Below are 16,733 nucleotides of genomic sequence, written 5' to 3' on the forward strand. Positions count from 1 at the left end.
AGATGCCGGATTGGAGGCTTCTACTGACAAGGAAGGGAAGTTTTTTTTAGGAGGCGATTTTTTTCCATCACCATCAAATCCATCCAGAATAGCTCCAGGTTCCCGGCTGACTGCAAGAGGACGGCAGATTATTTTTACAATCGGCGCTCCAAGGGAACTTGTGCAAATCGCCCTCTTCGATTCCCGGGGGAGGGTGATTAAGCGAATTTACAGCGGTTATTGCAGGCAGGGGACTCACGAGCTTACTATCTTCGATGAAATACCCGATATTCCCGGGAGCAATTTTTTTCTTGTCAGAGTGAATATCGGTGAGTTTATCGGAACCTTTAAACTGCTTCATTTCACGGGGAAACAATATACGATCTCCGGTTTCCATACCTTTGCCCCTCTGAGCTCAGACACACAGAAGAGAACTCCGGTCTATAAAGACACTCTGGTTGTCTCAAAATACGGATATTTCGAAGAAAAATTTATTGCCACCTATACAAATATGAATGACTCGACTTATATTCTCACCCCCCGTAATAAAGCGGATTTTTATGCCGCAATTACCGGGTTTACCAGTTCCTGCAATTACAAAAGTGATACGGTTCTTTTGAGCTGGAACTACTCCGGATCGACAAACAATACCTTTTTCCGGGTATATACCACAACAAAAACCAATTCGTACGGTACGCCCGACAAAAGTACACTTGTCCCCGTTGATGGGTATGGAAATATAGCTGCATCGAGGAAAACGGCCAAAATGGTGCTCGCCACCCCGCAGGAAATTGTTTATTATACACTTCGACCGGGAATTTTTACTGAAAGCGACACCCTCTGGGGTAATGTCATTCCCTTTGCCAATGTTATTTATCCATCAGCACTGGTAACAGTTTACAATGACAAAACCGGCCAATATCGTGACAGGCGATTTGTCGAGCTTACCGACTACACAACAGAATATACCATGCCCGACTATACGAGCAAATCGCAATGGGTCAACCGGGCAGAGTATCTGAAAACGCACATAAAGGTAACAAACAGTTTATACCCCTCCTCCCCGGAAACACCCCTTAATCCTCGCTATTACGGATCGGTGGAGTTTGATGATTTCGTTGTTGACCGGGTCTGTTTTGAAAGTTTCCCCGGTTTTTATGTCACCGGAAATCTCTACAGACCCAAAGGCAAGGAAGGGCCTTTTCCGGCAATTCTCTGTCCTCATGGGCACTGGTCGAGGGGCAGACTGGAGAAGACATCCAGAGTTAATGTCCCGGCGCGGAGTATAATGTTTGCCAAAAAAGGCATAACTAATTTTTCCTATGATATGATCGGTTACCTGGATTCACGGCAGCTCGGTCATCGTTTCGATAATGATCAGGCCCATTTATGGGGAGTCAGTGCCATGAGCCTTCATATGCTGAACTCGGTACGAAGTCTGGATTTTCTTTTGTCTCTTCCGGATATCGATACTACCCGGGTCGGTTGCACCGGCGCTTCGGGGGGCGCAACGCAGACATTCATGCTTTCGGCTATCGATGATCGTATTACTGCTGCTGCGCCGGTAAACCATATATCGGCGCATCTTCAGGATGGATGTATTTGCGGGAATGCACCTTTAATGCGCATCGTGACCTTCAATGTCGAAATCGGGGCCCTCTTTGCTCCCAAACCGCTCTTTATCGTTTCGGCCACCGGTGATTGGACTAGCAATACCCCGGAAGTTGAATATCCTGCAATCAGACATATCTATTCTCTTTTCGGTAAAGAAGACCGGGTTGCCACGGTTCAAATTGATTACCGGCATAATTACAATCTCGAAAGCCGGGAAAATGTATATGCATTCTATGGAAAAGAGTTTTTTGATGACGCCGATGCCGGTAACTGGAAAGAATCGTCGATCCCATCAATTACCAGCAGTCAGTTTATGGTATTCAATGGACAATCACTCCCCGATAATGCTCTGGACAGTGTAGCGCTTGTTCAGGCGATGATCGACAGTGCCGATAACCGTATTCTGGAAGATATCGCTGAATCGTATGGAAAATTCAATGAATTCGAAAATTGTTATCGTACCTCTCTGGAACATACTCTTCTTGTTTCGGAACCTTCGGTGGAGAGCCTTGCCGTCGTCAACTGCGGAACTTGGAATCTGGATTCGATTATGCTCGAAAAACAACTTCTTTACAGAAATCTGCATTTCGATTATATCCCGGCTGTTCTGGTGTCTTCTCTGAAATACCAAAAAAACAAAAAGGCAACCTTGTGCCTTCACAAGAGCGGGAAAAACGGCCTGATCGATCAGCAAACAGGAGGCTTTCTGCCCCTTGTCGACAGTCTGATTGCCGGCGGCGAGCTGGTCTATATGATCGATTGTTTTAATACCGGTGAACACAAGATGCTCGAGCCGGGATATTCCAGGGAAGACAGCGTTACTTTTTTTACCTCTTATAACCGCTCAGACAGGGCCGAAGCCGTGCAGGATATTATTACCGCACTCAAGTATCTTTCTCGAAGGCATGATATTGACGAGGTCCGCGTAATCGGGATTGATGACGCCGGTTTGTGGGCAATGCTTGCCCTTTCCCAAACCGATTTGGCATCAACCGCAGTTGTCGACGCTGTGCAGTTTGACAATACGAATGATTTCTCTTATCTCTATAAACTGAACATACCAAATATCAGAAACACCGGTGGAATTGATGTTGCTGTTGGTTTGACTAAAGCAGACAGACTGATCATTCACAACGCAGGGGAATCGTTTCAGACCAACCGGATTGAATCGATCGCCATGGGGGCGGGAAAAGATAATATCGAGGTGTATGAAGATCGTGCTGCTCCGGAGGACATTCTTTACTGGTTGGCCGGTAAACACTAATTATCGATTTTTCTTTGATTTACCTCCGGCCCTTTATATATTAGCCCAGTGACGGTTTATCCACCCCTTTCTCAAGGAGGTTTTCAATGAAGCTTCGTATTCGTCATCAGGATCTCTATTCCCGGGGAGAGTTGCTTCTCAGGACTATTTTCGGATTTTTTTATATTATAGCCCCCCATTCGCTGCTTTTGATGTTTGTTGGTCTCTGGTCGGCAATTCTGACCTTTATTTCTTTCTGGATCGTTCTGTTTACGGGGAAATATCCGGAGAGTTACTTTGAATATCAGTTGAAAGTTAAACGATGGATGTTGCGGCTTCAAGCGATTATTATGAACCTTGTCGATGGTTATCCCTCTTTTGGTATCAACGGTTCGAGTGATAAGATTGATCTTGATGTTCCCTATCCTTCCCGGTTAAGCAGGGGGCTGGCCCTGGTGAAGCTTTTTTTTGCACCGGTATATGTCGGCATTCCCCATGGTTTCTGCCTGTTTTTCAGAATGGTTGCCACCCAGTTTTTGCAGTTTCTGGCCTGGTGGGTCGTGCTGTTTACCGGAAAGTATCCCGAATCCTGGCATGAGTTCAATGTGGGGACACTGAGATGGATGCAGCGGGTTGGGCTGTACAGCAGTTATATGACCGATGAATATCCGCCCTTTTCGGGGAAAGAATTGCAGACCGTGCCGGTAGGCGAGGAGACGAAATAATATGGAACCCGCACCCGCACCCATACCAATTCCCCAGCCTCATGAGATAAGCGATCGTGAAAAAGAAGATGCCATGGGGTCGTATCTCATGATGTTCGCTGCCTGGGGCGCCGGGCTTCCCCTGCCGATTATAAATCTGATCGCAGCGGTAATCTATTTCTTTATCAATAAAAAGACATCGCCCTTTGTTGCGTTTCACTCCTTTCAGTCGCTCTTGACTCAAATCCCCATTACGCTGTTTAATGCAGGGGTCATCTTCTGGCTTATAATGATTATTTCTCCCTATGCGGAGGATACCGTCTACTTTTATTCCTATCTGGTTTTTGTTGTGCTGTGGAATTTAATCTATATGGTTTTTTCTATTATCGCCTGTCTACAGGCACGAAAGGGTAAGTTGTACTATTTCTGGGTGTTCGGAAGGCTTGCCTTTGCCCGATATTTTGGTACAAAAGCAAAGAAAAAACGCGAGGAAGTGAATCGCCCGCCGGAGGGGTTTTGAGTATCGGAAAATGGATAAATAAAGAACTACTCTTTTTGTTGGCCTTTATTATTGTCACTGCAGGTACTGCATACCTTATTGCGAAGTATGTTCCGAAAAAAATGGAAGATTCAGGGAAGACAATCGAAGAAATTTCGGTTGAATGGGAAAAAAAATTCAAGGAGAGTGTAAAATCCTATATTGCCGAAGATTCAAAGATTGTTACCGACAAGGAACTCATCGGAATGCTGGAGACAATTTCCGACAGGCTGCTTGATAAAATCGATAAAAATCCCTATGATGTCGAAATACTGCTGGTTCAATCGGATGTTGTCAACGCATTTGCTTTTCCCGGGGGGTTAATTGTTATCTACACACCGTTGATTCGCACCTGTGATTCTCCCGAACAGCTTGCAGCAGTAATTGCTCACGAAATGGGTCATGTAATCCATCGTGATCCTCTCCGGAGGCTTATCCAGCAATTCGGAGTATCGGTACTGTTGTCAATGATCGGTAGCGGTGAATCGGTGGCCTATCTGGAAAGTATCATAAAAAATGTCATCAATATGAAATACAGCAGGGGCCAGGAAGATAAGGCAGATGATTTTGCACTTGCACTGCTCGATTCATGTTTAATCGACCCCATGCACTTTGCCGATTTCATGCAGAAAATAGCGGTGGATAAAAAATCAACCAATTTTGCCCGCTGGTTCATGACCCACCCCGACACGCAAAGCCGGATCGATAAAGCCATGGAAAAATCGGATGAATTTAACAACGTAGAGGACAGATTCACTATCGACTGGGAAAATGTCAGACAACAATTGCCGTCGGTGTTTGATTGAGTGGGGGCTAAAAAGAGCCGAAGGTATAAGGTCAGGATAGAGGATTCCCGGGTATTTTCTCAAATCGTTGTCTCTTTTTTTATCTTTGGCCCTATCCCAACCCCAGAAATTTTCCTGCCTGATACACGATTGTCGCACAAATCCAGGCAAAGGCGACCTGGTATCCAATCGAAAAGATCGACCATTTGAAGCTTCTCAGTTCGTGGACAACAGTTACCAGCGCAACAACGCAGGGAGTATAGAGCAGTACAAAAAGCATGAACGCAAAAGCTGAGAGGCGGGAAAAATGTTCCCGCAATTTTTCACGGAGGACTGTGCTTTTTTCGGTCTGTTCTTCGCCGGCCGCATACAGGACTCCCATGGAGCCAACGACAACTTCTTTTGCCACAAAGCCCGAAATAAGGGAGATAGCTCCCCGCCAGTCGGTTCCAAATGTTCGAACCATCGGTTCGAACAGGGTGCCGACCTTGCCGATATAGCTGTGTTTAAGGGTTGCGGATAGTTTTTCCGCTTTCAGGCTGTCTATCAGAGTGGCTTTTTTGTTTTGTGAAAGCTCCGATGCCGTTTTTATTGATTCGATTCTGTTTTCAAATTGCTGTTCGATCTGCGGTGCTTTCGGATACTCCACCGCCCACCAGAGGATTACCGAGAAGACAAGCACAACCCCCCCCATTTTTTTAAGATAATGTTCTGCTTTATGCCACATATGGATAACCACACTCCGGGCTGTGGGAATGCGATAGGGGGGGAGCTCCATGACAAAGGGGTAATCTTCGGTTTTGCGGAAAAGGGTATGTTTGAACACCAATCCCATGAAAAGAAAGGCGCCGAAACTGAATATGACCTGAAACAAGAAAACAATATTGCCTGCATGACGGGGGAACAGGGACCCTGCGAAGAGCACAAAAACCGGTAGTCGGGCTGAACAGGCGATGAGGGGGGTGAGCAGGATTGTTTTGATTCGGTCCTTTTCCGATTCAAGTGTTCGCGCCGCCATAATTGCCGGTACACTGCAGCCCAGCCCCATGATCATGGGAATAAAACTTTTGCCGTGAAGACCCACATGGTGCATCAATTTATCGGTGATAAATGCTGCCCGGGCCATGTAGCCGGTGTCTTCCATAATCGAAATACCCAGAAACAGTATCAGAATGTTGGGGAGAAAAACAGCGACTCCTCCAACACCGGCAATAACGCCTTCAGCAAGAAGGTCTCTGAAAGGGCTCTCATCCATAGTGATAATAACAAAACCATGGAGCCAGTCAAAAAGCATTTCGATCCATGACATAGGGTATTCACCCAGCTTGAATGTCGCCTGGAACAAAAGCCACATGAACATAATAAAGATCGGGTAGGCCCAGAAACGATGGGTAAGGACCGTGTCGATCCGGTCGGAAATCTCTACGCGGTTAATTTTTGTCTGTTTAACTGTTTCATGAAGCGCACCTGAAATAAATCCATAACGGGCTTCGGCAATCAAACTCTCGGAATCTTCACCCAGCACGCGCTCAAGATGTTTTTCGGCTTCATTCCGATCGCTAATGATCGTTTTTCCTTTGTCATGTTCATGGATAAACCGCTCTATTTGATTATCATGCTCGAAAAGTTTGAGTGCAAGCCATTCTGATGGATATTTTTCGATGCCGGTCTCCCGAATTTTTAACCCGAGTTTTAAAACTGCACTCTCAAGTTCCTCCGGAAGAGTTACCCGGAAATTTTCCAGCGAGGAAGGGTTTTGCCGTGTCTGCTTTACGGCTTCCCGGAGAAGCGTATCGATTCCTTTTCCTGTCGTCGCTGTCGTCGGCACGATAGCGAGCCCTAAAAGAGCACTCAGGCGTTCGATATCGATCGACACTCCTTTGGATAAAACTTCATCCCACATATTGAGCGCCAGAACCGGACGAACTCCCATTTCCATCATCTGGACAGTAAGATACAAATGACGCTCCAGATTGGTAGCATCGATAACATCAATAACAACATCGGGATTCTCTTCGATGATATAATCCCGGGCAACGCGCTCTTCGAGAGAATAGGCACACAAAGAATAGGTTCCGGGAAGGTCGATAATTGCAACTTTTTCGCTGTCAATCGATGTGAAACCTTTCTTTATATCGACAGTTACACCACCCCAGTTGCCAACCTTCTGCATTGCACCGGTAAGTTGATTGAAAAGTGAGGTTTTTCCGGAATTAGGATTTCCCGCAAGTGCTATTCTAATGCTCATCGTGCTCCTCGTTGATAGGGTATCCGCAGGTTGATGTACAGTCAATTTTTTTTGAATAGTATGCAATTTTTTTCTTCAGTGTTTCGGATAATCCAGGATTGTTTTCCATTACCGCACAAAGGGACGCTAATTTTCTGCACACCTTCGGAGTCATGCCATGTTCCATTTTGCATGCGGCGTCATTGGCGTCGGATTCGGGCAAATCGAATAGTTTCATGAAAACGTCCTGAAGAATATGATGCCGTCGATCGATGCATTGTGCGGCATCTCGCCCCTTTTCGGTAAGCGTGATATAGGACCGGGGGGTATAATTGATAAGGCCTTTTTCGGCAAGGGAACGGAGCGCAACGGTAACCGATGACCGCTTAACGCCAAGGTGTTCCGCTATCTCCATCGAGCGAGCAACTTCGTGAGTTGAAACGATAGAGAAGATGGTTTCCAGATAATCTTCGAGATTGGATGTAAGTTTTTTAGTGTTCACAGGCTATCCAAACAAGTAAGTTAGATTGTTCTAACAAAATAAAACAATCCTAACCAAAAGGCAAGGGCACAAAATAATTTGCAGATGCGCCGGTAACATAATTGGCTGCTCCTCATTTTTGCCCATTAGTTGCATGGATAATTTCTCTAAATGCAGTTAGTGCACATGCCACTACCCGATGTCGGTTACGACAATATGTTTAAATACAGCAATGAGTCATGCCAAACACTTGTATTCCTTTACCTGGTCGATTTCGATATCATTGGATGATGAGGCAATATATTAATTATATTTATAAATATTATAAACATTAAATACGTATTTTTATTGAAACTCGACCATATCAGGAGCTTGTACCATGAAACTGCTCAAAAGCGTTTTCGCACTCCACATTCTCCTCTACACCACTGTCTGGTCGGGGTCATCGTGTATGTGCGGGATACACTCCACCGGTGCACAAGCCATTAAATCCCCTGCATGTTGCAATTCAGAATGTTCGATAGAAAATCAACTCAATGAATCGCTGTCAGGCTTTTCATCGTCCAATCAATCAAATCAGAAACTTTGCGAAGGCTGTTGTTTCAACCATGATAATAAGCCTCTTGCCTTAGAATCACGAACAACTCATTTTCGATTTGTTTCATTAGCGCCATCATTTTTATGTGCATTGCCTTGTGTCAATGAATTGAATTCCGTTGTAAGCTCCTGTGCAAATCGCATAATGCCCCGAAAAACCGGTTTTCTTCAAGCAATTCCTCTCCGGCTCTGATTCTTTCCATACCTTGGTTTCAGCACATTCAGCTGTACGATAAAATTCGACTAATTATTATTTTACTTTAAAGCTTTAAAGCTTTAAAGCAGCATCTGAAATCCGCTGTTTTATTATCCTTAGCACTGGAGTTGATGCCGGATGCATACAACAATAAAAAAGATCAGTTATCCTCTTTCGATTACCTTTTTCATGCTGATGTCGCAGGTGTTTTCTCAGATTTCCAGCGCCGAAAGTGAAAAGCATGGGCTTGGTTATTATATCGATCTGGCGTTTAAAAACAATCCCGAGATGCATGCAATGAAAAATGCTGTTGACGCCGCCGGGCATGGGGTACAGGCAGCGTTCGATATGCCCGACCCGGTACTTGGAATCCATACGGGCATGACCGATTTCTCTCATCCGACAAAATTCGTACTTTCCCAGACAATTCCCTGGCCCGGCACACTCATGGCCCAAAAACGGGAAGCGCGCAGTCTCCATTATCAGCGAAAGGCTGAATACAAAGATGCGGTCAATGATCTGATATTCATGATCCGTAAAACCTGGGGGGAACTCTATGAGACCGGCAGAACAATTGAGCTGACCCGCCAGTCACTCAAACTGCTCGAACAGGCCGAATCGGTCCTTTTAGCCAAATACTCAGTGAATCAGGCTTTTGCCGGTGACCTCCTTAAACTCCAACTCGAAATGGCTGTCTTAGAGGATGATATCCGTCAAATGCGCACTGAAGCTGATAATATTCGTAACCGTTTCGGTATCCTGATCGACAGCAGCAACCTGTCTATTCCTTTCCCAGATTCGATACCCTCGCTGAGTGTTCCCGACGATCCGGCGACGGTGGTGCAGATAGCGCTTGAGCAGAATCCGGAAATCGTTGCCTATGAATATGCACTCGAGGTCAAAGATGCGCTGGTGGATGCAGCAAAATCACGTTACCGACCATCGTTGGTGCTGTCGGCGGATTATGAAACAAATAAAATGATAAACGGCGTATCGGTGGATGATGATCTTATGGCCGGTATTGGTATTTCTCTTCCGATCTGGTTGTCGCAAAAAAAAGGAAAACTCCAACAGGCCCGCTCGCTACAAAAAGTGGCCGCCAATGAACTCAAACAAGCTGAAAATGAACTTGCAGCAGAAGCGCGTATCTATTTGAATACCCATAATGATGCTGTCAGACGTATCGAATTGCTTGACAATGTCCTCATTCCGAAGGCAGAACAAACCTTGTCGGTTATCGAAGAAGGATACCGGAACAATACCATGTCGATTCTTGATTTTCTCGATGCACAGCGGACATTGCTTGATCTGGAAATTGAAAAAGTATCCAGAATAGAGCTGAAAGAAATGATAGCCGGGGAAATCGTTATCTGTTGCCTGGCGGAATTTACAAAAAATAAGTCAACCCATTCCACGGAGGCGGAGAAATAATGAAAATCAAAAAGCAACGGCTGTTTATCATCGCTCTTGTTGTGTCGGTGCTTGCCGCTTTTCTGGTCGGCAGGATTTCAAAGGGAACCGGTTCGCAAGCTCATAGCGATGCTGCAGCAGCAAAAGACGCTGGTGAAGATGTTACCTGGACCTGTTCCATGCATCCGCAAATTCAGCTCCCTGAACCCGGGCAGTGTCCCATCTGTTTCATGGATCTGATTCCGGTAAATGAGAGCGAAGCCGGTGGGGAGCACGAAGCTCCCGCCACGTTAACACTTTCGAAACATGCCGCTGCCCTTGCCGGCATTCAAACCATTCAGGCAGTGAGGCGTGGAGCTACCGCAAAAATTCGCATGGCCGGCAAAATCGATTTCAATGAAACGAAAGTCGAAATGATTACCTCCCGGATGTCGGGAAGAATCGACCGCCTCTATGTCGACTACACCGGAATCCCGGTAAAACGGGGCGACCATCTTGCCCGTATCTACAGTCCCGAACTTGTCTCGCTTCAACGGGAGCTCCTCGAAGCCAAAAAAGCGGCAAACCGTTTGGACAATACCGGAATTTCTGGTATTGCCGAAGAAAGTATAACCCGGACCCTCGAAGCGGCGAAGGAAAAACTGAGATTACTGGGCTTCTCGGACGCCGAATTGAATGCTATCCTTTCCCGGGGAACAACCTCCGAGCATATGACAATCAGGGCAGGGCAGCAGGGCGTGGTGATCAAAAAGCTTGTCGATGAAGGCATGTATGTTCAAACCGGAACCCCGCTGTTCCATATCGCCGATTTGCAGTCGCTCTGGGTAAAACTTGATGCCTACGAATCCGATCTTGCGTGGCTTCGCCTGGGACAGAAAGCCACTTTTAGTGTCGAGGCCTGGCCGGGGGAGAATTTCAAAGGAACAATTTCGTTTATCGATCCTGCGGTGGATCCCGAAACCAGGACAGTCAAGGTGCGGGTTATTGTCGATAACAAAGAAAAAAGACTCAAACCCGAAATGCTGGTTACCGCACGGGTAAAGGCCCACGTGTCAAAATCGGGAAAAGTGAAAGGCGGTAATCTCAAAGGAAAATGGATCAGCCCGATGCATCCGCAAATTGTCAAAGATGGTCCCGGGACCTGTGATATCTGCGGCATGCCGCTGGTACCGGCCGAGGAACTCGGATATGTTACCTCGGGCTTTGAAGATGTCGATCCGTTGGTGGTTCCCTCAACCGCGCCGCTGATCACCGGTGAACGGGCGATCGTCTATGTCCGCCTTCCCGATAAAGAAAAGCCGACATTCGAGGGCAGAGAAGTCGTTCTCGGGCCGCGGGTCGGCGATTATTACGTTGTTAAATCGGGGATCTCCGAAGGCGAACCGGTTGTTGTTAACGGTGCGTTTAAAATCGACAGTGAATTGCAAATCAGGGCAAAGCCGAGTATGATGAATCCCGGGCATGGCACAACCGCTCAGGCATCGGCCGACAAGACCCACCCAGCGGCTGCGCCGGCCAAAGTGTCCGGTACGGTCTCCACAGAGTTCAGAAAAAAATTGAATGGACTTTTCGAGAAATATTTTGCGCTTGCCAATGCTCTTGCAGGAGACGATCTCGCCAAATCAAAAAAAGCCATGGAATCGCTGCAAAATCACATTGCTGCTACCGATGCACCACAATCAAAACTGTACAAGGCATGGCGCTCGGCAAAATCGAATCTTTTGGAAGCGCTGAAACAGAAAAAAGATATCAAAGATTTATCCGATGCCCGGATGGTATTCGAAAAAATATCCGGGCAGGTTATCATCCTTCAAAAACACTATGAGACCAATACCGACGACCATTACCTGGCATTCTGCCCAATGGCGTTTGGCAATGAAGGCGCGTACTGGCTTCAGAAAAAGAAAGAAATCCGTAACCCTTATTTCGGAGCATCCATGCTCAAATGCGGTGAAATAAAAGAATCTTATCCATCACCCGGGCAAGCAAAGGGACATAACCATGAACACTGAAAAGAAATCGTTGTCGCCGGTTGATAAGGCGATCCGCTTTTGCCTGAACAATAAGCTCATTGTTGCCCTTGCCGCTGCCGGACTGGTGGTCTGGGGCATAGCCGTAGCGCCCTTTGAATGGGATATTCCCTGGTTGATCAGAGATCCGGTCCCGGTGGATGCTATTCCTGATATCGGCGAAAACCAACAGATCGTTTTCACCCGGTGGCAGGGGAGAAGTCCCCAGGATATCGAAAACCAGGTGACCTATCCACTCACCGTCTCTCTGCTCGGGATACCGGGCGTCAAGACAGTCCGGAGTTTTTCCATGTTCGGATTTTCGAGTATCTATGTGGTTTTCAAGGATGATATCGAATTTTACTGGTCTCGGAGCAGACTCATGGAAAAGCTGTCATCCCTTCCTGCAAACACGCTCCCTGAAGGAGCGAAACCCACCCTTGGTCCCGATGCCACTGCCCTGGGCCAGGTGTTCTGGTATACCCTTGAAGGCCGCGATGCAAACGGTAGTCCTGCCGGCGGATGGGACCTCCAGGAACTCCGGTCGATACAGGACTGGCATGTGCGTTATGCACTCATGGCCGCCGACGGCGTTGCTGAGGTTGCATCGGTGGGAGGGCATGTGAAAGAATTTCAGATCGATGTCGATCCCAGTGCGCTTCTGGTGCACAATATCACCCTCGAACAGGTCTACAATGCGGCCCGGCATTCCAATATCGATGTTGGTGCAAGAACCATCGAGATTAACAGCGTTGAATATGTGATACGCGGAGTCGGTTTTGTCAAAAATGTTGCCGACCTCGAAAACGCGGTGATCCGGGTTGAGAATAATGTGCCGATTACAATCGGTGATATTGCCACTGTCGGCCTGGGACCTGCTCTTCGACGGGGCATTCTTGATAAGGAAGGTGTTGAAGTTGTCGGGGGTGTTGTTGTTACCCGGTACGGCGAAAACCCTCTTAAAGTTATCTCCAATGTCAAAAATACGATTGCCGAAATTGCACCGGGACTTCCGGAAAAAGAACTCAGCGACGGCTCTGTTTCAAAAGTCACCATCGTTCCGTTCTACGATCGCGCCGGATTAATCAAAGAAACCCTGGGGACGCTCAATAACGCAATCTATCTTGAGATTCTGATAACCATCCTTGTAATCCTTGTCATGCTCAATAGTATCGGGAACTCCCTTGTCATCTCCATGGTGCTTCCGGTAGCCGTGTTGATAAGCTTTATCGGAATGAAATTATTCAATGTGGATGCCAATATTGTCTCTCTTTCGGGCATCGCCATAGCGATTGGAACTATTGTCGATATGGGAATCGTGCTCAGCGAGAATGTAATGAAACATTTCGGGAAAGCACAGCCCGGCGATTCAATTAAAGAACTCGTATTTAAAGCATCGTCGGAAGTAGGTGGTGCGATCCTGACTGCGGTACTCACCACGATTATCAGCTTTTTACCGGTCTTTACCATGGAAGCCGCAGAGGGTAAGCTTTTCAAACCCCTTGCTTTTACCAAGACCTTTGCGCTGATAGCTTCGATCCTCATTACGCTGTTTGTTCTTCCGCCGCTGCTTCATGTGATATTTGCGCGAAAAAGAAATCGGGGGGGTTTTGGCATATGGATTCTGCCGTCACTGCTGTGCATCGGAGGAATTGTCGCATGGGTTGTTATCGGATGGTGGGCCGGCATACTGTTGATTCTCTTTGGCATGCGTTCGCTCGCTGCTAAGTTTCTCCCGCAAAAATGGAAAACCCGCCTTCCTCTTCTCGGTACGAGTGCGGTGGTTGCGGTAACCGGTATTCTCCTCACAAAAGAATGGCTCCCCCTGGGCGCATCCCGGACATTCCTTTTCAACTTACTCTTTGTCGTTCTCAGCGTAGGAGGATTGCTGTTCTGTTTCAAAATATTTATCAGGATATACCCGAAACTTCTTGCGTGGTTTCTCGATAGAAAATGGGCGTTTCTGACGCCGGCAGGTCTGGTTGTTCTCACCGGGCTTGTAATATGGCTTGGGTTTTCCCGGGTGTTTTTCTTTATTCCCGATTCTGCCTATAAATTCAAGCCGCTCTCCGGGCTCTATCACAGTTTTCCCGGACTGGGTAAGGAATTTATGCCGTCCCTTGATGAAGGTTCCTATTTGTATATGCCCACTACCATGACCCATGCTTCGATCGGTGAAGTCCATGTTATTCTCCGGAAACAGGACATGGCGATTACCGCAATTCCGGAAGTGGAAAGTGCGGTGGGTAAGCTCGGGCGGGTGGAAAGCGCACTTGATCCTGCTCCGATTTCCATGATCGAAACGATAATCAATATAAAACCGGAGTATAAGCTCGATGAGAAAGGTGACCGAATCCGTTTTAGATACGATGGAAAGAATAAGGAATTTATCCGCAATGAAACAGGCGAGCTTATTCCCGATCCCCGCGGCAAGCCCTTTCGGCTGTGGCGTGATAATATCACCCATCCCGATGACATCTGGGATGAGATAGTCAAAACAGCGCAGATCACCGGGGTGACCTCGGCGCCGAAACTGCAACCGATCGCAGCACGCATAGTCATGCTTCAGAGCGGCATGCGAGCACCCATGGGTATTAAAGTCAAAGGCCCGGACCTTCACACAATAGAACAGTTCGGTATAGAACTGGGGCGTTTGCTCAAAGAGGTCCCAACCGTCAAATCTTCAGCGGTCTTTGCCGACCGGATTGTAGGAAAGCCCTATCTTGAAATCGAAATCGACCGGCATGCGATTGCCCGATACGGCATTTCTGTTATGGAAGTCCAGAATGTTATCGAAATCGCCCTTGGCGGCAAGAGTATTACGCAGACTGTTGAAGGACGGGAGCGGTATGCGGTGCGGGTACGCTATCCCCGGGAACTCAGAGGGCTGGGCAAGGGTATCGACGACATAAAGAAAATCCTGGTTGCGACCAGAGGCGGGGGACAGGTGCCGCTGGGGCAATTATCTTCGGTCATTTACCGGAGAGGACCGCAGGTTATTAAAAGTGAAGATACCTTTCTGACCGGCTATGTGCTCTTTGATATGCAAAAGGGAAATGCCGAGGTCGATGTTGTCCGTGATGCACAGAAATATATCAGCCATGCAATTGCAACAAAGGAGATAAGCGTGCCTGATGGGGTATCCTATTCTTTTGCCGGAAGCTACGAGAATCAGGTGAGGTCGGAAAAACGGCTGGTAATTATCCTTCCGGTCGCACTGTTTCTGATCTTTCTCATTCTCTATTTCCAGTTCCGGAAAGTACCCGTAACGCTTCTTGTTTTCAGTGGGATTGTTCTTGCCTGGTCGGGTGGGTTTATTCTGATATGGCTCTATGGTCAGGGATGGTTCATGGATATCAGCATTGCAGGAGTAAACTTCAGGAATCTGTTCCAGATACAAACGATTAACCTGAGCGTGGCAATCTGGGTGGGATTTCTTGCGCTCTTTGGTATCGCTTCCGATGATGGCGTTGTTATGTGCGCATATCTCGATCAGAAGTTTGCAGATAAGAAACCGGGTTCGGTCGACGAAATCAGGAAAATGACTGTGGAGGCAGCGATAAAACGGGTCCGTCCGGCCCTGATGACCTCTGCGACAACGATTCTGGCGCTGTTCCCGATCCTTACCGCCACCGGACGGGGCTCTGATGTCATGATTCCCATGGCGATCCCCTCATTCGGCGGCATGATGATCGAGGTGCTGACAGTATTTCTGGCCCCGGTGCTGTATTGTATGATTCAGGAGCGGAAGATGAAGAAAGCCCATGGAAAACATGGAAAGGCACAGAAGGAAGAGGATAATTGAGTATATAACGCACCTCTCGAATCCTTTTACCATCCAATCCTCCGTTCTCCAGCATCTTTCTTCGCCCCTGTGCTATTTTGTTTATATCCATGCAAAACGGCAAAGAAGATAAAATAAAGCGCCTTCGGGCAAAGCTCGATGCTCTGGAGCGGAAGCACAAAAAGGGGGAGAAGCAAACCCAGAGACGTCCTGCCGCGCTCGATGAGCTGTATCGGGCGGTTGGTCGCCATAAAAAGAAATCTTCTCCTGACTTTGAGCCGTCTGATAATGTTTTATCAAAGCCGGAGCCCATTGTCTATCACCGAAAACTGCCCCGTGCCGCAACAAAATCATCTGTTCGGACAAAACCTGCTGTTGCACAGGCCTGGAAAGTCTGTCTGGAAGATGCTGTTGAGGGTGTAGAAATGCCTGTTGAAGGCAGGGGAAAGGCCTGGCTGGTGTCGAAAATGATCGATGAAGTCGATCAGGCGGAATTTGTAAGCCGCGATTTTGCTCATCGATTATCAGAAGACAATTCATTTCTTGCGGGTAAACTTCAGGCCCTATTCGGGGGAGAAAAGCCTGCTCCCGATGATTTCATTTTTATGGATATCGAGACCACCGGCCTCAGTAATTCGCCGCTCTTTTTGATCGGGGTTATGGTATGGACCCGGGGTGGATTTGAAGTACAGCAGTTTTTTGCCCGCGATTACAGTGAAGAAGTTGCGGTGATCCACATGTTTTGCGAGGCCTGCAGATCAAAAAAAATTCTGGTCACGTTCAATGGGAAAAGCTTCGATTTACCCTATATCCGCACCCGCGCTGCTGCAATGGGTGTCGGGTTCGACCTGAATCCTCATCATTTCGATCTCCTCCATGAAAGCCGCCGAATCTGGAAATATACCCTCCCAGACTGCAAACTTCAGACTCTCGAACGCCATATCTGCAACCGGCGGCGATTCGGTGATATTCCCGGAAGTGAGATTCCCGATGCCTATCACCAGTATGTGCATACCGATAATGCCTGGCAGGTGGTGGAAATCCTCAAACATAACCTGCTCGATCTTGTCACCCTGGCCGATTTGATGGTCAGAATGCCCGCAAATGATTAAAATCATTTTCTTTATCTTACCATAAATATAAAATTAAATATCAAAGCATTATTC

General features: G+C 47.3%; 10 protein-coding genes. 8 read left to right on the forward strand and 2 right to left on the reverse strand.

The genetic code is table 11. The features are described from left to right. From GF401_09550 to GF401_09565, 4 genes are all read left to right on the forward strand, one after another. Positions 1–2,857, forward strand: a 2,857-nt coding sequence (locus tag GF401_09550) for a hypothetical protein (GenBank protein ID MBD3345293.1), incomplete at its 5' end; no start/stop codon positions are given. Between the two features lie 86 nt (positions 2,858–2,943). After that, a complete protein-coding gene (locus GF401_09555; protein ID MBD3345294.1) occupies positions 2,944–3,561 on the forward strand; it encodes a DUF4389 domain-containing protein in 618 nt (205 codons plus the stop codon). 1 nt (position 3,562) lies between these two features. Beyond that, positions 3,563–4,060 (forward strand): DUF4870 domain-containing protein, encoded by a 498-nt coding sequence (locus GF401_09560; GenBank protein ID MBD3345295.1) that lies wholly within the window; start codon positions 3,563–3,565, stop codon positions 4,058–4,060. Next, entirely contained in the window at positions 4,057–4,884 is an 828-nt protein-coding gene (locus GF401_09565) for a M48 family metalloprotease (GenBank protein ID MBD3345296.1), read from the forward strand. The genes GF401_09560 and GF401_09565 overlap by 4 nt, the downstream gene beginning before the upstream one ends. 91 nt (positions 4,885–4,975) lie before the next feature. Here the strand turns inward: GF401_09565 and feoB are convergent, their stop codons facing one another. Further along, on the reverse strand, positions 4,976–7,111 hold the full coding sequence (gene feoB, locus GF401_09570) for a ferrous iron transport protein B (GenBank protein MBD3345297.1): 2,136 nt from the start codon (positions 7,109–7,111) through the stop codon (positions 4,976–4,978). Continuing rightward, positions 7,101–7,592: a MarR family transcriptional regulator gene (locus GF401_09575; protein ID MBD3345298.1), complete on the reverse strand. Its 492-nt coding sequence runs from the start codon at positions 7,590–7,592 to the stop codon at positions 7,101–7,103. The genes feoB and GF401_09575 overlap by 11 nt, the downstream gene beginning before the upstream one ends. Before the next feature lie 910 nt (positions 7,593–8,502). Here GF401_09575 and GF401_09580 point away from each other — a divergent pair. From GF401_09580 to GF401_09595, 4 genes are all read left to right on the forward strand, one after another. After that, positions 8,503–9,795 (forward strand): hypothetical protein, encoded by a 1,293-nt coding sequence (locus tag GF401_09580; protein ID MBD3345299.1) that lies wholly within the window; start codon positions 8,503–8,505, stop codon positions 9,793–9,795. Continuing rightward, positions 9,795–11,786: an efflux RND transporter periplasmic adaptor subunit gene (locus GF401_09585; protein ID MBD3345300.1), complete on the forward strand. Its 1,992-nt coding sequence runs from the start codon at positions 9,795–9,797 to the stop codon at positions 11,784–11,786. The genes GF401_09580 and GF401_09585 overlap by 1 nt, the downstream gene beginning before the upstream one ends. After that, positions 11,776–15,588, forward strand: a complete 3,813-nt coding sequence (locus tag GF401_09590) for an AcrB/AcrD/AcrF family protein (protein MBD3345301.1) — start codon at positions 11,776–11,778, stop codon at positions 15,586–15,588. Before GF401_09585 ends, GF401_09590 begins: the two co-directional genes overlap by 11 nt. A 77-nt stretch (positions 15,589–15,665) precedes the next feature. Continuing rightward, positions 15,666–16,679 carry a hypothetical protein gene (locus tag GF401_09595; GenBank protein ID MBD3345302.1) on the forward strand — a complete coding sequence of 338 codons (1,014 nt, stop codon included), beginning with the start codon at positions 15,666–15,668 and terminating at the stop codon, positions 16,677–16,679. The last annotated feature ends 54 nt before the right edge of the window (positions 16,680–16,733 follow it).

The sequence above is a fragment of the Chitinivibrionales bacterium genome (assembly GCA_014728215.1).
Taxonomy (GTDB): Bacteria; Fibrobacterota; Chitinivibrionia; order Chitinivibrionales; family WJKA01; genus WJKA01.